General features: G+C 62.7%; 24 protein-coding genes and 1 tRNA gene. 8 read left to right on the top strand and 17 right to left on the bottom strand.

What is annotated here, in order from left to right; all coding sequences use genetic code 11:
* Positions 1 to 10 precede the first annotated feature (10 nt).
* Positions 11 to 1,138: a Gfo/Idh/MocA family protein gene (locus ACS5Q0_RS12015; protein ID WP_473126865.1), complete on the bottom strand. Its 1,128-nt coding sequence runs from the start codon at positions 1,136 to 1,138 to the stop codon at positions 11 to 13.
* Positions 1,139 to 1,238: 100 nt separating this feature from the next.
* Between ACS5Q0_RS12015 and ACS5Q0_RS12010 the strand changes: the two genes are divergently transcribed.
* Positions 1,239 to 1,604, top strand: coding sequence for a hypothetical protein (locus ACS5Q0_RS12010; protein WP_473126864.1), 366 nt, complete (start codon positions 1,239 to 1,241; stop codon positions 1,602 to 1,604).
* On the opposite strand, the gene ACS5Q0_RS12005 is transcribed toward ACS5Q0_RS12010, so the two are convergent.
* The 3 genes from ACS5Q0_RS12005 to ACS5Q0_RS11995 form a co-directional block, all read right to left on the bottom strand.
* Complete coding sequence (locus tag ACS5Q0_RS12005; RefSeq protein ID WP_473126975.1) at positions 1,601 to 2,389, bottom strand: ATP-binding cassette domain-containing protein; 789 nt, start codon at positions 2,387 to 2,389, stop codon at positions 1,601 to 1,603. The genes ACS5Q0_RS12010 and ACS5Q0_RS12005 overlap by 4 nt on opposite strands.
* Before the next feature lie 5 nt (positions 2,390 to 2,394).
* A complete protein-coding gene (locus ACS5Q0_RS12000; RefSeq protein ID WP_473126974.1) occupies positions 2,395 to 3,507 on the bottom strand; it encodes an ABC transporter permease in 1,113 nt (370 codons plus the stop codon).
* A 105-nt stretch (positions 3,508 to 3,612) separates the two neighbouring features.
* On the bottom strand, positions 3,613 to 4,554 hold the full coding sequence (locus ACS5Q0_RS11995) for a sugar ABC transporter substrate-binding protein (protein ID WP_473126863.1): 942 nt from the start codon (positions 4,552 to 4,554) through the stop codon (positions 3,613 to 3,615).
* Positions 4,555 to 4,841: 287 nt separating this feature from the next.
* Between ACS5Q0_RS11995 and ACS5Q0_RS11990 the strand changes: the two genes are divergently transcribed.
* Complete coding sequence (locus ACS5Q0_RS11990) at positions 4,842 to 5,684, top strand: MurR/RpiR family transcriptional regulator (protein WP_473126862.1); 843 nt, start codon at positions 4,842 to 4,844, stop codon at positions 5,682 to 5,684.
* Positions 5,685 to 5,815: 131 nt separating this feature from the next.
* On the opposite strand, the gene iolG is transcribed toward ACS5Q0_RS11990, so the two are convergent.
* Positions 5,816 to 6,805, bottom strand: coding sequence for an inositol 2-dehydrogenase (iolG, locus tag ACS5Q0_RS11985; protein ID WP_473126861.1), 990 nt, complete (start codon positions 6,803 to 6,805; stop codon positions 5,816 to 5,818).
* 151 nt (positions 6,806 to 6,956) lie between these two features.
* Here iolG and ACS5Q0_RS11980 point away from each other — a divergent pair, with 151 nt between their 5' ends.
* From ACS5Q0_RS11980 to iolB, 4 genes are all read left to right on the top strand, one after another.
* Positions 6,957 to 8,870 carry a bifunctional 5-dehydro-2-deoxygluconokinase/5-dehydro-2-deoxyphosphogluconate aldolase gene (locus ACS5Q0_RS11980; protein ID WP_473126860.1) on the top strand — a complete coding sequence of 638 codons (1,914 nt, stop codon included), beginning with the start codon at positions 6,957 to 6,959 and terminating at the stop codon, positions 8,868 to 8,870.
* 103 nt (positions 8,871 to 8,973) lie between these two features.
* Positions 8,974 to 10,821 (top strand): 3D-(3,5/4)-trihydroxycyclohexane-1,2-dione acylhydrolase (decyclizing), encoded by a 1,848-nt coding sequence (gene iolD, locus ACS5Q0_RS11975; RefSeq protein ID WP_473126859.1) that lies wholly within the window; start codon positions 8,974 to 8,976, stop codon positions 10,819 to 10,821.
* A gap of 23 nt (positions 10,822 to 10,844) precedes the next feature.
* Positions 10,845 to 11,729 (top strand): myo-inosose-2 dehydratase, encoded by an 885-nt coding sequence (iolE, locus tag ACS5Q0_RS11970; RefSeq protein ID WP_473126858.1) that lies wholly within the window; start codon positions 10,845 to 10,847, stop codon positions 11,727 to 11,729.
* Positions 11,730 to 11,741: 12 nt separating this feature from the next.
* Positions 11,742 to 12,539: a 5-deoxy-glucuronate isomerase gene (gene iolB, locus ACS5Q0_RS11965; RefSeq protein ID WP_473126857.1), complete on the top strand. Its 798-nt coding sequence runs from the start codon at positions 11,742 to 11,744 to the stop codon at positions 12,537 to 12,539.
* Between the two features lie 254 nt (positions 12,540 to 12,793).
* Here iolB and ACS5Q0_RS11960 read toward each other — a convergent pair whose 3' ends face one another.
* The 11 genes from ACS5Q0_RS11960 to ACS5Q0_RS11910 all read right to left on the bottom strand — a co-directional run bounded on the left by ACS5Q0_RS11960 (position 12,794) and on the right by ACS5Q0_RS11910 (position 18,784).
* Positions 12,794 to 13,228, bottom strand: coding sequence for a PilZ domain-containing protein (locus tag ACS5Q0_RS11960; protein ID WP_473126856.1), 435 nt, complete (start codon positions 13,226 to 13,228; stop codon positions 12,794 to 12,796).
* A gap of 207 nt (positions 13,229 to 13,435) precedes the next feature.
* The gene (locus tag ACS5Q0_RS11955; RefSeq protein ID WP_473126855.1) at positions 13,436 to 13,747 is read right to left on the bottom strand and encodes a hypothetical protein; all 312 of its coding nucleotides are present in this window, start codon (positions 13,745 to 13,747) and stop codon (positions 13,436 to 13,438) included.
* 258 nt (positions 13,748 to 14,005) lie between these two features.
* A tRNA-Arg gene (locus ACS5Q0_RS11950) sits at positions 14,006 to 14,082 on the bottom strand.
* A gap of 100 nt (positions 14,083 to 14,182) precedes the next feature.
* Positions 14,183 to 14,860 carry a TerC family protein gene (locus tag ACS5Q0_RS11945; RefSeq protein WP_473126854.1) on the bottom strand — a complete coding sequence of 226 codons (678 nt, stop codon included), beginning with the start codon at positions 14,858 to 14,860 and terminating at the stop codon, positions 14,183 to 14,185.
* Positions 14,861 to 15,037: 177 nt separating this feature from the next.
* On the bottom strand, positions 15,038 to 15,376 hold the full coding sequence (locus ACS5Q0_RS11940) for a hypothetical protein (protein WP_473126853.1): 339 nt from the start codon (positions 15,374 to 15,376) through the stop codon (positions 15,038 to 15,040).
* Between the two features lie 89 nt (positions 15,377 to 15,465).
* Positions 15,466 to 16,221, bottom strand: coding sequence for a pseudouridine synthase (locus ACS5Q0_RS11935; protein ID WP_473126852.1), 756 nt, complete (start codon positions 16,219 to 16,221; stop codon positions 15,466 to 15,468).
* Positions 16,218 to 17,123, bottom strand: a complete 906-nt coding sequence (locus ACS5Q0_RS11930; RefSeq protein WP_473126851.1) for a class I SAM-dependent methyltransferase — start codon at positions 17,121 to 17,123, stop codon at positions 16,218 to 16,220. The genes ACS5Q0_RS11935 and ACS5Q0_RS11930 overlap by 4 nt, the downstream gene beginning before the upstream one ends.
* A gap of 139 nt (positions 17,124 to 17,262) precedes the next feature.
* Positions 17,263 to 17,526 (bottom strand): hypothetical protein, encoded by a 264-nt coding sequence (locus tag ACS5Q0_RS11925; RefSeq protein ID WP_473126850.1) that lies wholly within the window; start codon positions 17,524 to 17,526, stop codon positions 17,263 to 17,265.
* A gap of 40 nt (positions 17,527 to 17,566) precedes the next feature.
* Positions 17,567 to 17,842 carry a translation initiation factor IF-1 gene (infA, locus tag ACS5Q0_RS11920; RefSeq protein WP_473126849.1) on the bottom strand — a complete coding sequence of 92 codons (276 nt, stop codon included), beginning with the start codon at positions 17,840 to 17,842 and terminating at the stop codon, positions 17,567 to 17,569.
* Positions 17,843 to 17,937: 95 nt separating this feature from the next.
* Positions 17,938 to 18,147, bottom strand: a complete 210-nt coding sequence (locus ACS5Q0_RS11915) for a cold-shock protein (protein WP_116528134.1) — start codon at positions 18,145 to 18,147, stop codon at positions 17,938 to 17,940.
* 319 nt (positions 18,148 to 18,466) lie between these two features.
* The gene (locus ACS5Q0_RS11910) at positions 18,467 to 18,784 is read right to left on the bottom strand and encodes a hypothetical protein (RefSeq protein WP_473126848.1); all 318 of its coding nucleotides are present in this window, start codon (positions 18,782 to 18,784) and stop codon (positions 18,467 to 18,469) included.
* A gap of 190 nt (positions 18,785 to 18,974) precedes the next feature.
* On the opposite strand from ACS5Q0_RS11910, the gene ACS5Q0_RS11905 reads away from it, so the two are divergent.
* Positions 18,975 to 19,259 (top strand): hypothetical protein, encoded by a 285-nt coding sequence (locus ACS5Q0_RS11905; RefSeq protein ID WP_473126847.1) that lies wholly within the window; start codon positions 18,975 to 18,977, stop codon positions 19,257 to 19,259.
* 4 nt (positions 19,260 to 19,263) lie between these two features.
* Here the strand turns inward: ACS5Q0_RS11905 and ACS5Q0_RS11900 are convergent, their stop codons facing one another.
* The gene (locus ACS5Q0_RS11900; RefSeq protein WP_473126846.1) at positions 19,264 to 20,211 is read right to left on the bottom strand and encodes a DMT family transporter; all 948 of its coding nucleotides are present in this window, start codon (positions 20,209 to 20,211) and stop codon (positions 19,264 to 19,266) included.
* 438 nt (positions 20,212 to 20,649) lie between these two features.
* On the opposite strand from ACS5Q0_RS11900, the gene ACS5Q0_RS11895 reads away from it, so the two are divergent.
* Positions 20,650 to 20,967, top strand: coding sequence for a septal ring lytic transglycosylase RlpA family protein (locus ACS5Q0_RS11895; RefSeq protein ID WP_473126973.1), 318 nt, complete (start codon positions 20,650 to 20,652; stop codon positions 20,965 to 20,967).
* The last annotated feature ends 53 nt before the right edge of the window (positions 20,968 to 21,020 follow it).

Raw genomic sequence — 21,020 nt, 5'->3', positions numbered from 1 at the left:
ACAAGCCCTCTCATGACGATGAGGTTTCCACCTCCACCCAGCGTCCCTCATGGGCGCTCTTCGCCATCGCATCGACCGTGCGTTCGATGCGGATGCCGTCCTCGAACGTAATGAGATGCGCCTGCTCGCCCGCGATGCGCCGGATCAGTTCGCGGCACTCGATGACCTTCAGGTCATTGAAGCCGAGGCCATGCCCGGGGGCGGGAATGAACCTGTCATAGGGCGGGTGCCAGGGACCGGCGAGGATGGTGCGGAAACCTTGCGTCTCCTTCGCGCCGTCAGCTGCGTAGAGCTGCACCTCGTTCATTCGCTCCTGATCATAGGCGATGGTGCCTTTCGAGCCGAAAAGCTGGAGGGCGATGCGGCCCTTGCGGCCCCAGGCGGAACGGTTGACCGCAATCAATCCCGATGCGCCGCTGTCCATCTCCATCAGCACGGTCGCGATGTCATAGGTTTCAACGGCGCGGCGCTCGCCGTCCCGCACGGGGCGGTCCGGGTAAGGCTTCGCCATATGGCCGCACACACGCCGGACGCTTCCCAGAAGCATCCAGAGAAGGCTCAAAGGGTGGACGGCGAAATCATCGAGAGCGCCATGGCCCGACGAGGCTTCGCTCTTCCAGGAGAAGAGATCCTCGGGATCGGCCATGAAGTCCTCGTCCATTTCGAGGCGCACGTGATTCACCTCTCCGATCTGCCCTTCGTCGAGGATGCGGCGGATCAGGCACATGACCGGGTTCTGGATGTAGTTGTAGCCCAGCGCCGCGACCCTGCCGGACGCGCGCGCCGCAACGAGCATGCGCTCGGCGTCGGCGAGCCTCACGGCCATGGGCTTTTCGCACCACACATGCTTGCCGGCTTCCAGCGCCGCAATCGCCATGTCGGGGTGGAAGGCGTTGGGCGTCGTGATCGACACCACGTCAATGTCGGGATCGCTCACGAGGGTGCGCCAATCGCCGGTCGCGCGCTCGAAACCGAGTTCTCGTGCCTTCCTCTCCGCAAGATCCTGCGAGGCCTCGGCCAGCATCGCAAGGCGCGGGCGAGGAACATCGCCGAACACGGGGGCCACAGCGTTCCAGGCCAATGCATGACACTTTCCCATGTAGCCCGTGCCGATGAGGCCAACCTTCAATGAACTCATAGCGTCCTTCCTTGAGAACTTCTTCGAGGGTGCAGGTGACACGGCCTTGTTGATGCAATACAATTACAATCACTCGCGCCAAACAGAGGACCGGTTATCCATGCACGATGACGCAAAGCGGGATTTGGAGTTTTCACCGGAGGAATGGTCGATCATCGTCGGTTTCGCCTCCTGGCGCGGAACTGCAGGAAACCGGCTGGGTAGGCATGCGTCTGCCCTGGGACCGATCGTAATCCTTGGAGCGTACGGCGCCTGGAAGGGCGACATCATCGCTGTCGGCTTGGCCTTCGTTTGCTTGCTGGCTTATGTGGTTTGGCTCTCCGTCGGTGAACTCCGTGGACTTCAGATCTATCAGTCGATCTTCAGTAAGATCGTCGTCTTCAAAGAACGTCGGGAAACATCACCTGCCCCTGAAGTCTGTCCCGATGAAGGTCTGCCGTCATCCGGCCACAACGGTAGCTCCTAAACCATCCCGCCCAGCTCCTCCGACACCGCCTGCAGTTCCTTTCCGCCCGCCATCAAATTCTGCAGTTCGTCGATGGCGATGTCGGACTTGGCGTAGGTGCCAAGCGTCTTGCCGCGGTTGAGCACGGTGAAGCGGTCGCCCACGGCATAGGCGTGGCGCACGTTGTGGGTGATGAAGATCACGCCGAGACCTTTCTGGCGCACCTGATGGATGTATTTCAGCACCATGGAGGTCTGAGCCACGCCGAGCGCCGAGGTCGGCTCGTCGAGAATCAGCACCTTGGCGCCGAAATAAACGGCGCGGGCAATCGCCACGCATTGGCGCTCGCCGCCGGAGAGCGTGCCGACGGCCTGATGCGGATCACGCACATCGATGCCGATTTTGCGCATTTCCTCGCGGGTCACCGCATCGCAATGGTCAAAATCCACGTAACGGAAAGGGAAAAAGCCTTTCACGGGCTCCCGGCCCATGAAGAAGTTGCGCGTCACCGACATGAGCGGGATCATCGCTAGGTCCTGGTAGACCGTGGCGATGCCTGCATCGAGCGCATCGCGCGGGCTGCTGAAGGTGACATGCTGTCCCTCCACCAGGAACTCGCCCGAGGTCGGCTTGTGAACCCCGGACAGCGTCTTGATGAGAGTCGACTTGCCGGCGCCGTTGTCCCCGAGGAGGCACATCACTTCGCCGCGATGGACAGACAGCGACACGCCGGACAGCGCGATCACGGAACCGAAATGCTTGACGAGATTGCGGATCTCGATCAGCGGGACGTTCGTGGCAGCCATGTCCATCAGCGCTCTCCCGTCACCTTGCGGCGGATGAAGTTGTTGAAGAGAACCGCCAGCAGCAGCATGGCCCCGAGAAACACCTGGAACCAGTCCGAGTCGAAGCGGGTATAGGTGAGGCCGATCGAGACCATACCGAAGATGATGGCGCCGAAGAAGGCACCGATGGCCGAGCCGTAGCCGCCCGTGAGCAGGCAGCCGCCGATCACCGCCGCGATGATCGCCTCGAATTCCTTCTGAAAGCCGCGCCGCGCATCCGTCGACCCCGCATCGAGAACGGTGAGGATGGCAACCAATGCCGCAGCGCAGGCGGTGAGCATGAAGAGCCCGGTCTTCACGCGGTCGACCGGCACGCCGGAATTGCGCGCCGCATTGGCGTCGCCGCCCGCCGCGAAGATCCAGTTGCCGGCCCGCGTGCGCAGCAGGACCCAGGTGGCGACGAGCGCAAATCCGATGAACCAGAGAATGGACACTGGAACGCCGGTGACGGTCGGAGTCCCGTTCGGGAACTTGGCGATGAGGTCGTTTGCGGCCAGCCAGGCGAACAGACCCTCCAGGGCGTTCCCTGAGAAGATCTCGCGAACCCAATCCTCGTTTGCCGACGCGCCGATCCCGCGCATCTGCGTGGAGCCGCCCGTCGCCCATTTCAGCCCGACGAGGGACAGACCGCGCAGGATGAACAGGAAGGCCAGGGTGACGATGAAGGATGGCAACCGCGTGCGAATGACGATCTGCCCGTTCAGGCCGCCGAGAACGGCCGCCACCACGAAGGTGGCCACGATCGCCAGGAGAAGCGGCCATCCGGTCAGCGTGATGAAGGATCCGAAGACGAGACCCGTAAAAGCGACCATGGAGCCGATGGAGAGATCGAACTCGCCGCCGATCATGAGCAGCGCCGCCGCGATGGCGAGAATGCCGAGCTGCGATGCTGGCGAAAGAATGTTCATCACGCCAGCCAGCGTGAACATCGAGGAATCGGCGGTGGAGAGAAAGAAGATCGCGACCAGGATCAGCCCGGCCAAGGCGCCGAGCTCCGGACGGCGCATGATCTTCGTGAGAAAGGAGACCTCTTTCAGACGCTCGTCCTGGATCTGCTTGACGGCGGGAGCCGGAGACATATCGGCGGTCGGCTGGGTGGTGTTCACCATGAGAGCCTCCCCTTTGGGAATACCGTATAAGAGAAGAAGCCCGCGATCCGTTGCGATCGCGGGCTTCGTAAGGGCTTAGCGAATTCCCTTCGCGGACAGCTCGATGACCTGATTGGCCTTTTCTTTCGTGATCAGGTTCGGGCCTGATGGCACGTTGCCGCCCGGCATCAGACCGTATTTCGCGTTGAGCGCCAGGAAGACCACCGGCAGGTAGCCCTGCAGGTATTGCTGCTGGTCGATGGCGAAGACCGCCTCGCCCGAAGCGACGGATTTCAGGAAGCCAGCGGACAGATCGAAGGTGGCGACGCGGACGGCGCCGGTCTTGCCGGCATCCTTGACGGCCGCAACTGTCGGCTCGCCCGCCGTACCGGCACCCAGCGCCAGAACGGTGTCGACCGAGCCGTCGGCCGCGAGCGCCGCCTTCACCTTGGCGCGCACGTCGGTCGGGTCGTTCGAGACCGGCAGAACCGTGACCTTGCCGCCGAAGCCTTCGGTGAAGCCCTTGCAGCGCAGGTCGAGCGATACGTTGCCGACCTCCTGGTTGACGCAGATCCCGACCTTGCCGCCCATCTCCTTGAGCTTGGCACCGGCAATGCGTCCGGCCTCGACCTCGTCCTGCCCCACATGGAGCAATGCGCCGAGCTTCTTCGACACGTCGGAGCCGGAATTCATGGAAATCACGGGAATTCCGGCGGCGACGGCCTTCTGAATCGACGGGCCGAGCGCCGACGCATCTGGAATCGAGACGACGAGGCCCGCAGGCTTCTGGTTCACGGCCGCGTCGATGAGCTGGCTCATGGCGACCATGTCGAAGGTTTCGGGCGCGCGGTAATCGACCTGGACATTCATGTCCTTGCCGGCCTCGGCGACACCGTTCTTCACCACCGACCAGAACGGATCATTGGCCTGGCCGTGGCTGACGACGATGATGCGGTTGTTCTGCTGCGCGGATACGGGGACCGCCGCGGCAACGGTCAAGGCTGCGGCTGCAACGAGACCGGTAACGAACGACTTCATGTGGTTCCTCCCTAAAAAGGGTTCTCTTTCGCGTACCGCAACCGAAGGTTCCGGTTACGGCGAAGGCAACGGCCGTCATGCCGTGCACGAGTCCGCAGAGGATCAACACATGACTCGGACACCGAATCACCCTCTTCTATGCCGCTTCCTCTGCCGCTCCGGTCGTCCATTTCAATGGAACGCCAGGGCCTTTTTGTTTATACGGTGGAATATTCATTCCATTTACCAATGATCAGTGTCAAGGTCCGACTTGAACCAGAGTAGCACGTATGGAGACCGAAAAAAGAATGATCGAGGCCGATACCGCTACGGAAGCACCTGGCGATTATGAAGGTTTGCGGGCTCTACTGGTCAGCCGCCGCGAAGCGATGCCGAAGCGGCTCAAGCAGTTGGCCGCCTTCGCCATGGACCACCCTGAGGAGGTCGCTTTCGGCACGGTGGCCGGTATCGCCGAGCGTGCGGGCGTCCAGCCTTCGACCCTCGTACGCTTCGCCAAGAGCCTCGGTTATGACGGCTTCTCCCACCTGCAGCAGATCTTCCGCGGCCGTTTGAGAGAGCGCTTTCCCGACTATCGCGAGCGGCTGAAGGTGCTGCGTGACCTGGAAGGCGACCACGTCCATGCCGTCTCTCTGCTGGAAGGGTTCACCAGCGCGGCCTCGATTTCTCTCGAGAAGATGCGCGACTCGGTGCGCCCGGAGGAGCTTTCCCGCGCCATCGAGACCCTCGCGAAGGCCGACACGATCTATCTTCTCGGCGCGCGGCGGGTCTTTCCCATCGCGGCTTATTGCGCCTATGCCTTCAGCAAGCTCGGCATCCGCACCATTCTGATCGATCATGTGGGGCAGCTCGGCCCTGAGCAGCTGGGTACGGCGACGGAACGCGACGCGATTCTCGCCATAAGCTTTACGCCCTACGCGCCAGTGACCGCCGATCTCGCGGCTGCCGCCGCCCGCAGCAATATTCCCGTGGTGGCGATCACGGATTCAGCCTTCAGCCCGCTGGTGGCGAGCGCCGATGTCTGGCTGGAGGTGGCCGAAGCCGACTTCGGCGCGTTCCGCTCCCTCTCCGCTTCGTTTGCGCTGGCCATGGCGCTCGCCGTCGGCACGGCGGAGAAGCGGGCGGAGCGATAATCGGCAGATCAGGGCCGGGCGCGTCCCGGCCATCTCGACAAGAAAGGCATAGCGCCTCACAAAACGAGATCACCGGCACAAGGCCGGTGATGACGAAATAAGCAGATGCCGGCGGGCAGGAGAAAGCGTGATTACAGCTTCACCGGCTTTCCGCTCTGCGCCGACTCGGTCGCCGCGTCCGCCAGGCGTTGGGCCATGAGCCCGTCATGGCCGGTCGGGTTGCAGGGCCTGCCGTCGCGGATCGCATTCAGGAACGTAGCGAGCTCGTCGCGATAGGCTTCCGCATAGCGCTCCAGGAAGAAATCCTGAACCGGATCGGCCGTGATGCCGCCGCCATTCGCCACTTCCACCGTCGTCCGGTGAATGTTGCCTGCGCGGATCATGCCTTTCGAACCATGCACCTCGATGCGCTGGTCGTAGCCGTAAGTGGCGCGGCGGGAGTTGGAAATCTGCACGATGCGGCCCTTGGCCGTTTTCAGCATGACGGCCGCCGTATCCACGTCGCCGGCCTCGCCGATGGCCGGATCCACCAGGGATGAGCCGACGGCGTGCACCTCCACGGGCTCGTCGCCGAGCAGGAGGAAGCGCGCCATGTCGAGGTCGTGGATCATCATGTCCCGGAACAGGCCGCCGGACGTCTTGATATAGCTCACCGGCGGCGGGCCGGGATCGCGGGAGAGGATCGTCACGAGCTCCACCTCGCCCACCTCACCATCGGCCAGGCGGCGGCGCAGGGATGCGAAATTGGGATCGAAGCGGCGGTTGAAACCGATCATCAGCGGAATGCCGGCCTTGTCGACGGCAGCAAGGCAGGTTTCGATGCGGGCGCTCGAAAGATCGACGGGCTTCTCGCAGAACACAGCCTTGCCAGCCTTGGCGCCGCGCTCGATGAGATCGGCATGCGTCGTGGTCGGCGTACAGATGAGAATGGCGTCCACGTCAGAGCGCTCGACGATTTCGTCGAGGGACGAAACTTCCGCCCCGGTCGCCGCCGCCAGCTCTTGCGCGGAGGGCGCATGCGGATCGGCGACTGCCACGAGGCGAGCGTCGGGATGACTGGCGGCGTTGCGCCCGTGAATGCGACCGATGCGGCCAGCGCCCAAAACGGCGATCCTGATCATGTTTCCCCCGGTGTCCTTTGCCGGCTATCGGCAAATTTGGAATTGATATTCCGACGTGAGATGCTAGTAGAATAAACATTCTACAACTGCAAGGGCCAGAATGCAGCCCTGATCGGCCTTCCGAAAAGGCCCGCTCCCTGGGAGGAATACCATGACCCCGACCTTGGACGTGATCACCATCGGCCGCGCCTCGGTTGATCTTTATGGCCAGCAGGTCGGCGGCCGATTGGAGGATATGGCGTCCTTCTCGAAGGCAGTCGGGGGGTGCCCGGCGAATATCGCCATCGGGACCGCTCGGCTCGGGCTGAAGTCGGGCCTGATCACCCGTGTCGGCAACGAGGCCATGGGCCGCTTCATCCGTGAGCAGATGGAGCGGGAGGGCGTCTCGACCCGAGGCATCGTCACCGACGAGCAGCGCCTGACGGCCCTCGTGATCCTCGGCGTACGGGACGAGGACTCCTTCCCGCTCATTTTCTATCGCGACAACTGCGCCGACATGGCGCTGACAGAGGACGACATCGACGAAACATTCGTGGCATCTGCTGCTGCGGTTGTCGTCACCGGCACGCATTTCTCGCGGGAGGGCACGGCCGCCGCGCAGAAGAAAGCGATCCGCATCGCCAAGGCGAATGGCCGCAAGGTGGTGTTCGACGTGGACTACCGGCCCAATCTCTGGGGCCTCCTCGGCCACGGCGCGGGCGAGTCCCGCTACGTGCGTTCCGACGCGGTCACCGAGCATCTCAAGCCGATCCTCGCCGATTGCGATCTCATCGTCGGCACGGAAGAAGAGCTGCACATCGCAGGTGGCTCTGAAAACACGCTCGAAGCGATCCGCGCGATCCGCGCGATCTCGCAAGCCACCATCGTCTGCAAGCGCGGACCGATGGGCTGCGTGGTCTTTCCCGGCGACATTCCGGCCTCGCTCGACGATGGCGTGAAGGGTCCGGGCTTTCCGGTCGAGGTTTACAATGTGCTGGGGGCTGGCGATGCCTTCCTGTCCGGGTTCCTGCGCGGTTGGCTCAAGGGCGAGACGCTGGAGACCTGCTGCGCCTACGCCAATGCGAGCGGCGCCTTCGCGGTTTCGCGACTGCTCTGTTCGCCCGAGATCCCGACATTCCCCGAGCTGCAGCACTTCCTCAAGGAAGGCAGCCGCCACAAGGCGCTGCGCTTCGACGAGACGATCAACCACATTCATTGGGCGACGACGCGTCGGCCCCAAGACGATACGCTCATGGCGTTCGCCATCGACCACCGCATGCAGCTGGAAGCGATAGCGAATGAAGTCGGCGCTCCCATCCACCGCATTCCAGACTTCAAAGTGCTGGCCGTACGCGCTGCAGCGAAGGTGGCCGACGGACGCCCTGGCTTCGGCATGCTGATCGACGGAACCTACGGTCGCGAAGCCCTGTTCCGTGCTGCCGACCATCCGTTCTGGATCGGCCGCCCTGTGGAGATGCCGGGCTCGCGCCCACTCGATTTCGAGAGCGGCGGCAGCATCGGCGCGAAGCTCGTGGAATGGCCCGTGGGCCACACCATCAAATGCCTGTGCTTCTACCATCCGGACGACCTGCCGGACCTCAAAGCACGCCAGGAACGCGAGCTGCTGCGCATTCATGATGCGGCGCGCCGCATCGGTCGCGAGCTTCTGATCGAGATCATCGCAGGCAAGCACGGACCGCTGAAAGCCGACACCGTCGCGGGAATCGTCCAGCATCTCTACGCTCTCGGCATCAAACCGGATTGGTGGAAACTCGAACCGCAGCAGGACAAGGCGGCTTGGCGCGCTGTCGGCGAGGTGATCACGAAAAACGACGCCTACTGCCGCGGCATCGTGCTGCTCGGCCTCGAAGCGCCGGAAGACGAGCTGGAGGCAGCCTTCGCTGCTGCCGCAAGCGAACCGCAGGTAAAGGGTTTCGCTGTCGGAAGGACCCTCTTCAACGACGCCGCGCGCCGCTGGCTGAAGGGCGAGATCTCGGACGAGGCCGCCATCGCTGATATGGCGAGCCGCTTCCAGCGCCTCGTCGATGCCTGGCAGCGCGTGTCGAGCCAAGCCAAAGCGGCCTAGGTCAAAGGGCGAGGCCGATAGCCGGCTTCGCCCTCTTTTCATGAATCGCAAAACCTGAGAACGCTGCCGGGATCGATCCCGGCGCCTTTTGAGAGAAACGCCCATGAGCACGATCCGCCTCACCATGGCGCAAGCCGTCGCCCGGTTCCTCACCGCGCAGAAAACGGAGATCGACGGACAAGTCCTGCCGCTGTTCGGCGGCGTCTGGGCCATCTTTGGCCACGGCAACGTGGCTGGCATGGGCGAGGCGCTGCACGGCGTGCGCGACAGGCTTCCCACCTTCCGCGCCCATAACGAGCAGGGGATGGCGCATGCGGCGATCGCCTTCGCCAAAGCCTCCCGCCGCCGCCGCATGATGGCGTGCACGACCTCCATCGGCCCCGGCGCGACGAACATGGTGACGGCCGCCGCGGTCGCCCACGTGAACCGCCTCCCCGTCCTGCTTCTGCCCGGCGACGTCTTCGCCAACCGCAGGCCCGACCCGGTGCTGCAGCAGATCGAGAGTTTCTCGGACGGTACGGTGTCGGCCAACGACTGCTTCAGGCCGGTCTCACGCTATTTCGACCGCATCTCGCGGCCCGAGCAGATCATCCCCGCGCTCCAACGCGCAATGACCGTGCTCACGGATCCCGCCGAGTGCGGGCCCGTCACGCTCGCACTCTGCCAGGATACGCAGGCCGAGGCCTACGATTATCCCGAGAGCTTCTTCGCCGAGACAATCCGGATACCCCGCCGCACCCGGCCGGACGATTCGGAACTCGCGGAAGCGGCGGCTCTCATCCGCAACGCGAAGAAGCCGTTCCTCGTGGCAGGGGGCGGCGTGCTCTATTCGGGCGCGGAGAAGGCGCTTGCGGATTTTGCGACGAAGCACGGCCTCTTCGTCGGAGAGACGCAGGCCGGGAAGTCGAGCCTTCCTCATGACCATCAGGCCAATCTCGGCTCGGTCGGCGTCACGGGCACGGGAGCCGCCAATGCGCTCGCGGAGGAAGCCGATGTGGTCATCGCCGTGGGCACGCGCCTGCAGGACTTCACCACCGGCTCCTGGGCCCTGTTCAAGAATCCGAGCCGGCGCATCGTAGGTCTGAATGTACAGCCCTTCGACGCCACGAAGCACAACGCGCAGCCCCTCGTCTGCGATGCGCGTGTGGGCCTCGACGAACTGAGCCGTGCGCTGGGCGCCTGGAAGGCGCCGGAGGCGTGGGGCACGAAGGCCCGCGAGGAAAAGACCCGCTGGTTCGAAATCGCCGCGCGCTTCACGGATCCGACGAATGCGGAACTGCCCTCGGACGCTCAGGTGATCGGAGCCGTGCAGCGCAGCTCCGCGCCAAGTGACGTGGTGGTCTGCGCGGCGGGCGGTCTTCCGGGAGAACTGCACAAGCACTGGAAGGCGAGCGCCGCCCTCGGTTACCACATGGAATACGGTTATTCCTGCATGGGCTACGAGATCGCAGGCGGCATCGGCGTGAAGATGGCCGATCCGACGCGCGAGGTGATCGTCATGGTGGGCGACGGCTCCTACCTCATGATGAATTCCGAACTCGCCACCTCCGTCATGCTGGGACAGAAGCTCACCGTCGTGCTGCTCGACAACCGCGGCTATGGCTGCATCAATCGCCTGCAGCGCGCCACCGGCGGCGAGAGCTTCAACAACCTCCTTGAGCACACGAACCACGTCACCCTGCCCGACATCGACTTCGCCGCCCATGCGGCGAGCCTCGGCGCGCAGTCGCTGAAGGTGAAGAGCATCGCCGAATTGGAGGATGCCCTGAAACAAGCACGCAACGCCGATCGCAGCACGGTGATCGTCATCGATACCGACCCGCTCGTCTCCACCGACGAGGGCGGCCATTGGTGGGACGTGGCGGTGCCGGAAGTCTCGTCACGCGAGCAGGTGAAGACGGCCCGCAAGAATTACGAAACAGCCCTCGCCGCACAGCGCGTGGGTGATTGATCAGACAAGAAGGATAACCACAGATGACGATCCGTATCGGGGCGAACCCCATCGGCTGGTCCAACGACGACATGCCGGAACTCGGCGGCGAGACGCCGCTGGAGGTGTGCCTGGCCGAAGCCAGAGAGGCCGGCTTCGAGGGGATGGAACTCGGCAACAAGTTTCCGCGTGAACCGGAAGCCCTTCAAAAAGCGCTCGCGCCGTTCGGCCTCGCCTGCGTGTCCGGCTGGTATTCCGCCGAACTCCTCACACGCGACGCCGACGCGGAGATGAAGGCGCTGCGCCCACATCTCGACCTTCTCAAAAGCATGGGCTCGAACGTCCTCGTCTTCGCCGAGACCTCGAACGCCATTCACGGCGACCGCTCGAAGCCGCTCTCGCAGCGCCCTGTCATGAAGGAGGGCGATTGGGCCGAGTTCGGCCGCCGCATCACGCAGGTAGCCGAGCGCACCCTGCAGGAGGGCGTGCGCGTGGTTTATCACCACCACATGGGCACGATCGTGGAATCGGAGGCCGACATCGATGCCTTCATGCGCTCCACGGGCGAGGCCGTCCACCTTTTGCTCGACACGGGTCACGCCACCTGGGGCGGCGCCGATCCGGCGGCTCTGGCACGCCGCTATCGCAGCCGCATCAGCCATGTGCACACGAAGGACGTGCGCAAGGCCGTGATGGAGAAGTCCCGGGCCGAGGGCTGGAGCTTCCTCGATTCCGTCATCGAAGGCGTTTACACGGTCCCCGGCGACGGCATGGTGGATTTCGTATCCGTGTTCAAGGAACTGCCTGGCTATGACGGCTGGGTCGTCATCGAAGCGGAGCAGGATCCGAAGAAGGCCCATCCGCTCACTTATGCCAAGATGGGTTATGCCAATCTCACCCGCTTCCTCAAGGAAGCCGGCCTGCGATAAGGAAAGCTCGCGATGTCAAAGCTTCTCGTCAAACCGTCGAAGCCCGATGCGAACGGGCGCGTTCACTCCATCACCCCGGCCTCGGCCGGCTGGACCTATGTGGGGTTCGAGGTCTACCAGCTCGAAAGCGGGCAGAGCCTGAAGCAGCCGACGGGAGACCGGGAAGCGTGCGTCGTCATGCTCTCTGGTAAGGCGCATGTGGGCGCAGGAGGCCGGGATTTCGGAGTGATCGGCGGGCGCTCCTCGCCGTTCGAGCCGGATCCGTGGTCGCTCTATGTGCCCGCACGTTCCGAGTGGTCGCTGACGGCCGAAACGGATTGCGAGATCGCCGTCTGCACCGCGCCGGCCGAGGGCAAGCTGCCGGCGCGCGTGATCCGTCCCGACCAGGTCGGGCAGGAAACGCGCGGCAAGGGAACCAACACACGTCACGTGCGCAATATCCTGCCTGAAACCGAGCCGGCGGAAAGCCTGCTGGTGGTGGAGGTGATCACGCCGTCCGGGCACTGGTCGAGCTATCCGCCGCACAAGCACGACCGGGACATGCTGCCTCACGAGTCGCTGTTGGAAGAAACCTACTACCATCGCCTCAACCCGCCGAGCGGTTTCGCGCTGCAGCGCGTCTATACGGATGACCGCTCGCTCGACGAGACGCTGGCGGCAAGCAATGGCGACGTGGTGCTCGTGCCGAAAGGGTATCACCCCGTTGGCGCGCCGCACGGCTACGAGCTCTATTATCTGAACGTGATGGCGGGCCCCAAGCGCATCTGGAAGTTTCACAACGATCCCGATCACGAATGGATGGTGGCCTAAGAGTAATTGTCGGCGAAATAGATCTTGTTCGCTGCGAACAATGTGTCACGGCGAGGAACGGAGCTGACCTCACCTCAGCGAAAACGGCTCCAGAGCATCGATCCCAACAGCAGATTCCTCTTTTGGGATCGATCCGATGCTTCTTCTCTCAAACCGCGCAGCGGGTGTATCAGGCGGAGCGGATTTCGGAAGAGCAGTCGTGCCTTTGTCGCATGCATGCGGCATCGGTTCGTCCGGAAAACCGCACCTGCTCCTCAGCGTGCGACTTCGACCTTCAACTGGATCGTATCGGCGGAAATCTCGAGAAGCTCTGCGATCCGCTGACGGGCCTCGTCCAGAATCTCCGCTACGCTCGACGCATTCTGGCCGAGGGACGGAAGTGGACGGCTCGTCTGCCTGCGAGCAGGCGCGCCTTCAGCAGTTTCTCCCTCGCTGTCCAGGAACATGATCCCGTGGTTTCGCCCGTCATACCAGATGATCTGGGCGCGTCGGGCAATCCTCTTTCTCGGAATCTGCAGTTCGAACTCCGCAGGGACCCTGACCGGTTGAGCGAACACGAGTCGCGCGCCGGTATCGGACAGATCCCTGACCGTGCATTCCATGCGGGAGAGGCCATTGTTGTAAACGATGCTGCCCTCGAGCAGCGTTCTGGTGCGAGGGCTGGCGCGACGCTGACCGGATGAATTCATGAGCCCCCCTTGGTCTTGCCCACCTCATCGTAACGGGAGACGGGCTTATGATACGCCTTGGCCGCATCGGCTGGCCGCATCGCCGAACAGGATCAGGACGCATGCCGGGCAAGGGCCGCCGAAGAAGCGAGGATCATGGTAATACAGTTTCAAAACCATTGGCAACCTGGCATGGCAGGGCCTTGGGGAAATCTCGCCGGGTCAAGCTCAAGGATTGGCGGACCAGCCAGCAATGGTGGATGGGCGCTTCTTCTCGGAAATCTCGGCTGAGACGATCGGACGAGGAGAGATCGCGCGGGCCATGCAGATCTGCATATGCAGCTTGCGTGCCTCCTTGATCATGGCCCGATATGATTCCTGGGACGTGTTTCGGGTCCGGTGAATCAATCTCGTTTCCTTATAGCAGGCGTCCCATCGGGCCTCCTGCTCGCCCGCCGTTGCGGATTTTCCATCCTGCGCCCAGGCCTCTCCGGACAGAAGAAAAGCAACGCTCACGGCAACAATCGCAACAGCACGCATCTTTATGCTCCCTAGCCTGGAGCTTAAACCGTGAGCCGCCTGATTGTTGCCCCTCTCAGAGGATCCTAAGAACTACCTCCTAGGCTCTTTCGGCGCTTGACCATGGAACGGGACAATAGCTCGGACGGAAGGGAGTATCCCGGAAGAGACTGGAGGTTAGATATGTCGCTGTGAGAAACGATACGTCGGCTCGGCCATTGGCAGGAGTTCGAAGAGCTGGCCTTGGGGAAAATCTATTGAATTTCAGCGATTTAGAAGTGGCGCACCCGACACGATTCGAACGTGTGACCTTTGCCTTCGGAGGGCAACGCTCTATCCAGCTGAGCTACGGGTGCTTGAGGCGACAGGCCTGATCTCTTCCCTACCTGATTAGAAGCTCCAAGACAACCTCTGACGAGGAAGCTACCTCAGCGGCTCCCTCGCCCGATACTGGCGCTACGCCTCGCGCGCCGCCCGCTGGCGTACGACATAGCCCACGGCCAGCACGAGGAGCGCTCCGAGAATCGCCGTCGGAATCTCAGCCTTGTGGCTGAAATTCTCTCCAAGCTGACTCACAAGCCACGGATCGGAAATCAGCATCTCGCCCGCAACCCAGCCCAGGAGGGCCGCCCCGGCCCAGACCAGAAATGGCAAGCGGTCCAGAAGCATCATGATGAGGGCCGCTCCAGCCACGATGAGCGGGATCGAGATCGCCAACCCGAGGATGAGCAGGAATGTCGAGTCCTGGGCGACAGCTGCGATGGCCAGGACATTGTCGAGGCTCATGACGGCATCGGCGACCGCGATCGTCCAGACGGCATGTAGAAGACGATCCGTCTCCTTTACCGACCCTTCGTCGTCCTCTCCCCCGAGCAACTTCACGGCGATCCAGAGAAGGAGCAGACCGCCAATGATCTTGAGGAAGGGGGTCGACAGGAGCGCTGCGACGATCACGGTAAAGATGATTCGCAGGCCAACCGCGACGGCAGACCCAAGAATCATTCCGAGACGGCGTTTGTCCTGCGGGAGACCGCGGCACGCCAACGCGATGACCACGGCATTGTCGCCGGAGAGGATGACATTGATCCAGATAATGCCGAGAACTTTGAGAATTTGAGGGAGAAAGGCTTCCATAGCGAAAACTTGCTGAATGCTCGAAGAGCAAAGAACCGATGATCCCGCGGGCCAGACAGACCAGCTGTCATCAATGACGCCGGCGGTTCAAACGGTTCGGGGAAGAGACGGCTGCGCTCCAGTCAGGAGGCGCATGCGAGCGACCGGCGGCCGTTGAAACGGCACGTCCGGGTGAGTTCAGGCAGCGAGAGCCGGAGGCCCCGTTGCGCGCCAAGCCTCAAGGAGATCGAGGATCAGAAGTGCATCCGGCAGGCCGCGGGTGAATACCCGCCCCCGCACGCCGGCAATCGAACGAAAGACCGCGAGGGGGAATGGCTCGTCCCCATCGCTCCATCGATCCCGAAATGTCTCCTGGTCGCGCTCGCCACTGTCGGAGAGATCCGTAAAGGACAGAGCCTCCTCGACCTGGGGCAGGAAAGGGCTCTCCAGCGCATTCCCGTCGGCAGGAAGCCATGCCAGGAGCAGCAGCCCCAGCAATGCCTGCGCGATGAAACGGAAAATGCGGGGCTGGGCCAATACTTTATCCAGCTGAGCTAAGGGGCTTGAGGCACTCGGCCTAGTCTAGACCTAGCCGATCAGTAACCCACGGGCAACCTGGGAAAAATTTATCCTTTGTGCCCTTTCGCGGGTGGCAGGATCAGACACAGATCGGCCTCGGTCAGGAGCCTGTATTGCCCAGGCTCGAGATCCGCGGGCAGATCCAGGTCCCCGATCCTGTCGCGATGCAGAGCCGTCACGTGATTGCCCAAAGCCGCGAACATCCGGCGGACCTGATGGTAGCGTCCTTCAGCAATCGTGAGATGGGCGCTTTGTTCAGACAGCGCTTTCATGGTCGCGGGCAGGAGCGGCTTGTCCTCGCCCTCCAGCATGAGGGTGCCGGAGGCGAAGATCTCGGCCTCGTCTCCTCGCAGGGGGCGTGCGAGAGTGACGAGATAACGCTTTGAAACCTGCGCGCGCGGGGAGATGATCCTGTGCAGCAAGCCCCCGTCATCGGTCATGAGCAGGAGCCCGGAGGTGTCCTTGTCGAGGCGACCGATGGTGGAGATGGCCGGGTCACGACGGCGCCAGCGCTCGGGCAGGAGCCCATAGACCAGAGGGCCCGCCTCCTTATGAGAGCAAGTGACCCCGAGCGGCTTGTGCAGCATCAAGGCGAGGCCCGGCGGCGGGTCGAGGGGCTTGCCGCGAACGAGCATGCGCTCGGGGAGATCGCGTGTGACAGCGATGCGCTCATCCGCGTCGTCCACCGTCTCACCGTCGAGGGTGACGAGGCCGGCATAGACGAGCTGCTGTACCTCGCGGCGCGAACCATAGCCCATATTGGCGAGCAACCGATCGAGGCGGAGCGTGGGTGTCTTGCTCATTTCTGAGCCTCGTAAACTTTATAGCCGCCTGCCTCTGCGTGAAGCGTCACGCGCTTGAACAGGGGCTTCAGCACGCCCTCGTAAGGCAGGTGGCGGTTGGCGACCAGCCAGAGCACACCGCCCGGGCGCAGAGCTTCGGCGGCCTTGCGGATGAAGGTCTGACCCAGGCTCTGGTCCTCGGCCCCGCCATCGTGGAACGGCGGGTTCATCACCACGAAGTCGAGGCCGCCGAGGTGTACGCCTGAGCGCAGATCCGCCCAGCGGATCTCGGCACGCGTGTCTTCGACGTTGCGAGCGGCCATCTCGGTAGCCCGGCGATCGATATCCAGCATCACCAGATGCGTCACTTTGGGCGAGAGGAGAACCGTCTGGGAGAGGGTTCCGACGCCGCAGCCGAAATCGGCTCCCCGGCCGGCCAGTGACGGCAGATGCTGTTGGAGAAGAGCGGTCCCGGGGTCCAAACGATTCCAGCTGAACACGCCCGGCTGTGTCCACACCCGCAATTCCTCATCGAAGCGCGGCGCTCCCTCGGAAATGGCGTCGTCGATTCCTGTAAGCCGTGCGGGCCTCTCAGCGGAGCAGATGCGGTAGTGCCGGCGGGACTCTTCGCTGATCGAACAGCCGAAGGCCTTCAACTCCTTGGCGAGCCGTGAGCCGCCCTTGTCCTTGGGCGCGAGAGCCGTGAGAACGCCGCCGGGAGCGAGCGCCCGCAGCGCCAGTGCGGTGGTGTAGCGCCGCTCGACGGTTCCGGGAGGTGCAAGCAGCACCATCTCCGTCAAGGCCCCTTCAGCCTGATCCTCCAGCTTTCCCGAGCCGGGAACAAGGGGGGAAAACTGGATGCTGTTTGCGGGCGCTTCGGCCAATTCCGCCGGAGGCGTTCCATAGACGCCGGTCGATATCATGTCTTGCAAAGCTGCTCGGTCCACGCTGAACGAGCCGTGTTCTTATTACGCCGCAGCCCGAAAGGTAAGCCTCGAACGGCCCCGGCGGGATGGGCCAGCGGCCCGGGGGCCTTACGGCCCATGAAAGTCACTGCCGCGATCAGTTGAGAGACATGGCCCGAGGCATGGTATGGGCCTTGATCGGCAGAGTATGCTCGACTTCCGCATCGATCTGCTGGTCGATGATTTCGGCCAGCACCATCGTGTCGTCGTCCCCCATGGCGCTGGCCGGGTAGATCTGGAACTCGCTGTTGCTCTCGACAACGACCGCGTCCCTCCCGAACCGCAGCACGCAATTGGTCTGGCGCATGAGCCATTCCGGCACCAGATCGCCGGCCTCGAACGTCCAAGTCTTTTCGGACATCTTTCCTCTTCTCTGGGCTGAGATGCTCAGCCGATGCGGTTTATCGGCGACGAAACTGCGGGCGACGCGCCGCAGGGCGGGGGCCGCCTGATCCGCTGTCCTTGTGACGGAAAATGAGCCGGCCCTTATCGAGATCGTAGGGCGACATCTCGACAGTGACACGGTCCCCTGCAAGGGTCTTGATCCGATTCTTCTTCATCTTGCCGGCCGTGTAGGCGACGATCTCGTGGCCGCTCTCCAGCTTCACGCGGTAACGGGAATCCGGCAGGATCTCGATGACTTCGCCCTCGAATGTGATCAGTTCTTCTTTGGCCATAGAGACATTCCTTTCATCGAAACAAAAAAGCCGCTCCCGAAGGGCGGCTTTGACGGGCAGCGTGACGTACACGCTGCCCGATAAAGAGGCTGGAATTAAGCCGTCTGGATGTTGTTGACGGCGACCTTGCCGGAACGACGGTCTTCAGCCGTGTCGAAGGACACCTTCTGACCTTCGCGAAGGCCGCGGATGCCGGCGCGCTCGAGCGCGGTGGCGTGGACGAACACGTCCTTGTCGCCGTTGTCCGGCTGAATGAAGCCGAAGCCTTTTTGGTCGTTGTAGAACTTAACGGTTCCCGTAATCATGGAAGCATCCTTGGTTTATGCATCAGTGCACGTGAGCCAGCGCGCGCAAAAGCACGAGCGCTCGCTCGGTTCGTCGATGTTTGGAAGAGTGTCTGAACGTGCGCCTGGCATGCCAAGGCGAAACAGCCCGATTGTCCGGCCAAATGTCGATAAGAAATACTTAGAGCCGTCATCGACCGATTACAAGGCCTCCGACGAAAGTAATCTGGATCAGGCCGACCTCCGCAGAGACAAAACCCTGGCTGTACGCCGGAAAACTACTCCTGAATTTTCCAAGATCGCCCCGTAAATCACGGTGATCTTCGCCTCGATCCGTGCCTTAGCGGCAGATGATCTTGGCGCTCGGGCAATAGGATATGTAGGCCGGGGTCGGACAGTAGGTCTGCGAGAAGGTCTCCGTGATGGTGCAGGTCACATGCACGCGGTAGCCCCGCTGCGGCACGCCGACGGCTTCGTGCAGCACGGAATAGCCGAGCCCCTGATCCGCCAATCGCGCGATGGCTCGCTCCGGCACGACCGGCGCGATCCGGGTCACGCGAGCGGTTCTGGTCACTGTCATTTGCGCCATGTCGGCCGCCTGGGCCTCCTGGGCCAGGAGACCCGCCACGAGCACAATACCTGCTGCCTGGAGCTTCATTTCACGTTCCTCGCCATCCGACACGGCCAACCGCAAAGCCTGTGAAAGAATAAATGCCGTCAGGGCCGTTCGGATCCAGCGAGGTCCTGCGCCCTGTTCACGGAGCGCCGGGAATCGTGCCGCTTTAAACAAGAAGTAGGATGTTGTGCGCAATAACCCTTCCGAAGCGTCGTGAAGTGAACAGAATAACATGCATCACATCCACCTTGCCGAGGGGTTGCGGCTCCGTTTTCCAGCCCGCAGCGTCGATTTCGCCCAGGGCGTCGAGGTTGGCATGCTGGCCGTGCTGATGAGCCAAGAGGTCTCCGAATTCAGCCGCCGCATCTCGAAAGCCAACCTGGGCCAGGTCCGTGCCGTGGCAGAACAGTTCGGCTACCGCGTGATCGAGGGCGGAATCGTGGAGGATTGGGTCGAGCTCACCTTCTACGGCCGCGCCGCCCGCCCACGCCTGCGGGTCGTGCACTCGGGCGCCTGAAGGGTCAGCCCCTGCCGCGCGCCTGCAGCATGCGGACCCGCTCCCGATAGGCCGTATAGAGGCCGCTCGCCGCGATGATGCAGGCACCCACGATCGTCCAGCTATCCGGCAATGCGCTGAAGACCAGATAGCCGAGCCCTCCCGCCCAGATCAGCTGCACATAGGAAAACGGCGCGATCACGGATGCATTGCCGTAGCGGTAGGCAAGCACGACGAGCCACTGGCCGACCGAGAAGAGCAATCCCATGAGAATGCCGAATCCGACCTCGGTGGCCGTCGGTGTAACCCAGTTGAAGGGAAGCAGGGCGAGCAGGCCAAGGCAGCCCAGCACGGCCGAATAGGCAAGGGTCGTCAGCGGATGATCGCTGCCGCTCATCTTGCGCGTCACCACCGCACCTGCGGCCCAGCTCGTGGCGCCGAGCAGAGGCAGCAGCGCCGTGGCCTGGAACGCATCGGTGCCGGGGCGGATGACGACCAGAACGCCACTGAGACCGACAAGAGCGGCCAGCCAGCGCCGCCAGCCGACCGTCTCGCCCAGGAACAGGATCGACAACGCCATGATCAGGATGGGCGAGATGAAGTAGATCGCCGTCGATTCGGCGACCGGCAGATAGCGCAGCCCTTGGGTAAAGAACAACGTCGAGCCGATGATCCCCAGGCTTCGCAGCACCTGGAGACCAGGACGCTTGGCCCGAAACAAGGCTCCGCCCCCCTTGAGAACGACCATCGGAACGACGATGCAGGCGAAGGTCGCGTAACGGATCCAGGCGATCTCGACCGCGGGCAATGTGGCGGCCAGGTATTTGGTGATGACATCGCACAGGGAGAAGAAGACGGTCGATGCCACGAGAAGCAGAATGCCTCGGACCGGAGATTGAGCCTGCACATGCAAGGGCTCGTCAGCGATCTCGGACGGCGTCACGCTTGCGGCGACCTTGGAAGCAACGGGCATGGAGAGCTCAAAAAAGAGGCCCGCACGCGTGCGCTGCGAGCCTGGAGGTAACATGCCGCCCACTAGAGGTTCATCCTGCCGGAATGAGAAGTGCAAAGACGACACCGGCACTATGCTCCCGATGAATGGGCCTGAGACAGGCGCTCAGCAAGCCCAATGCACTCATGATTTACCCGATTTGGTCAGGCTATTTTTCACATCATTGCCAATACAATATAACTATACCCAATACAATATAACTATACAATGAATGCATGTTCAGAAATCCGATTGTTGTGATTGGAAGATCAACAACAATGAAGGTCTCATTGTTGCCCCATTAGCCTTCATTTTGCGCATCCTCCAATAACAACAAGGGGATGCATTGTGGATCAACGCAAGGCAACACTCAAACTCGCTGCCGTTCTTCTTTCTGCTATCGCTGTCGCACCCGCCACCTTGGCGCAGGCGCAGCCGGCGAAATCCTCCAGCAAGGTCGTTCAGAGCGGCCGCGCTTCCTGGTACGGCCCCGGCTTCCACGGGCGCCGGACCGCAAGCGGCGAAACCTTCAATACCAATGACTTGACCGCCGCTCACCGCACCCTGCCCTTTGGCACGCGGGTGCGAGTCGTCAACAAGCGCACCGGAAAATCCGTGGTGGTGCGCATCAACGACCGGGGCCCTTACGCGCATGGGCGCGTCATCGATCTTTCCCGCGCTTCGGCCCAGGCCATCGGCCTGTCAGGCATTGCCTCCGTCACTGTCGCGGAACTCTGATCGCCCTTTCTCCAACCTGGCGACCGATGGAACTTGGAACCGTCCAGCCCGCT

The sequence above is a fragment of the Microvirga sp. HS2 genome (assembly GCF_055792805.1).
Note: the sequence above shows the minus strand (reverse complement) of the source record. Positions and strands in the feature narration are given on the sequence as shown.

Coding starts and splice junctions, on each gene's coding strand:
- ACS5Q0_RS12015 (WP_473126865.1), bottom strand. CDS start 1,138: ATGAGTTCATTGAAGGTTGGCCTCATCGGCACGGGCTACATGGGAAAG.
- ACS5Q0_RS12010 (WP_473126864.1), top strand. CDS start 1,239: ATGCACGATGACGCAAAGCGGGATTTGGAGTTTTCACCGGAGGAATGG.
- ACS5Q0_RS12005 (WP_473126975.1), bottom strand. CDS start 2,389: ATGGCTGCCACGAACGTCCCGCTGATCGAGATCCGCAATCTCGTCAAG.
- ACS5Q0_RS12000 (WP_473126974.1), bottom strand. CDS start 3,507: ATGTCTCCGGCTCCCGCCGTCAAGCAGATCCAGGACGAGCGTCTGAAA.
- ACS5Q0_RS11995 (WP_473126863.1), bottom strand. CDS start 4,554: ATGAAGTCGTTCGTTACCGGTCTCGTTGCAGCCGCAGCCTTGACCGTT.
- ACS5Q0_RS11990 (WP_473126862.1), top strand. CDS start 4,842: ATGATCGAGGCCGATACCGCTACGGAAGCACCTGGCGATTATGAAGGT.
- iolG (WP_473126861.1), bottom strand. CDS start 6,805: ATGATCAGGATCGCCGTTTTGGGCGCTGGCCGCATCGGTCGCATTCAC.
- ACS5Q0_RS11980 (WP_473126860.1), top strand. CDS start 6,957: ATGACCCCGACCTTGGACGTGATCACCATCGGCCGCGCCTCGGTTGAT.
- iolD (WP_473126859.1), top strand. CDS start 8,974: ATGAGCACGATCCGCCTCACCATGGCGCAAGCCGTCGCCCGGTTCCTC.
- iolE (WP_473126858.1), top strand. CDS start 10,845: ATGACGATCCGTATCGGGGCGAACCCCATCGGCTGGTCCAACGACGAC.
- iolB (WP_473126857.1), top strand. CDS start 11,742: ATGTCAAAGCTTCTCGTCAAACCGTCGAAGCCCGATGCGAACGGGCGC.
- ACS5Q0_RS11960 (WP_473126856.1), bottom strand. CDS start 13,228: ATGAATTCATCCGGTCAGCGTCGCGCCAGCCCTCGCACCAGAACGCTG.
- ACS5Q0_RS11955 (WP_473126855.1), bottom strand. CDS start 13,747: ATGCGTGCTGTTGCGATTGTTGCCGTGAGCGTTGCTTTTCTTCTGTCC.
- ACS5Q0_RS11945 (WP_473126854.1), bottom strand. CDS start 14,860: ATGGAAGCCTTTCTCCCTCAAATTCTCAAAGTTCTCGGCATTATCTGG.
- ACS5Q0_RS11935 (WP_473126852.1), bottom strand. CDS start 16,221: ATGAGCAAGACACCCACGCTCCGCCTCGATCGGTTGCTCGCCAATATG.
- ACS5Q0_RS11930 (WP_473126851.1), bottom strand. CDS start 17,123: ATGATATCGACCGGCGTCTATGGAACGCCTCCGGCGGAATTGGCCGAA.
- ACS5Q0_RS11925 (WP_473126850.1), bottom strand. CDS start 17,526: ATGTCCGAAAAGACTTGGACGTTCGAGGCCGGCGATCTGGTGCCGGAA.
- infA (WP_473126849.1), bottom strand. CDS start 17,842: ATGGCCAAAGAAGAACTGATCACATTCGAGGGCGAAGTCATCGAGATC.
- ACS5Q0_RS11915 (WP_116528134.1), bottom strand. CDS start 18,147: ATGATTACGGGAACCGTTAAGTTCTACAACGACCAAAAAGGCTTCGGC.
- ACS5Q0_RS11910 (WP_473126848.1), bottom strand. CDS start 18,784: ATGAAGCTCCAGGCAGCAGGTATTGTGCTCGTGGCGGGTCTCCTGGCC.
- ACS5Q0_RS11905 (WP_473126847.1), top strand. CDS start 18,975: ATGCATCACATCCACCTTGCCGAGGGGTTGCGGCTCCGTTTTCCAGCC.
- ACS5Q0_RS11900 (WP_473126846.1), bottom strand. CDS start 20,211: ATGCCCGTTGCTTCCAAGGTCGCCGCAAGCGTGACGCCGTCCGAGATC.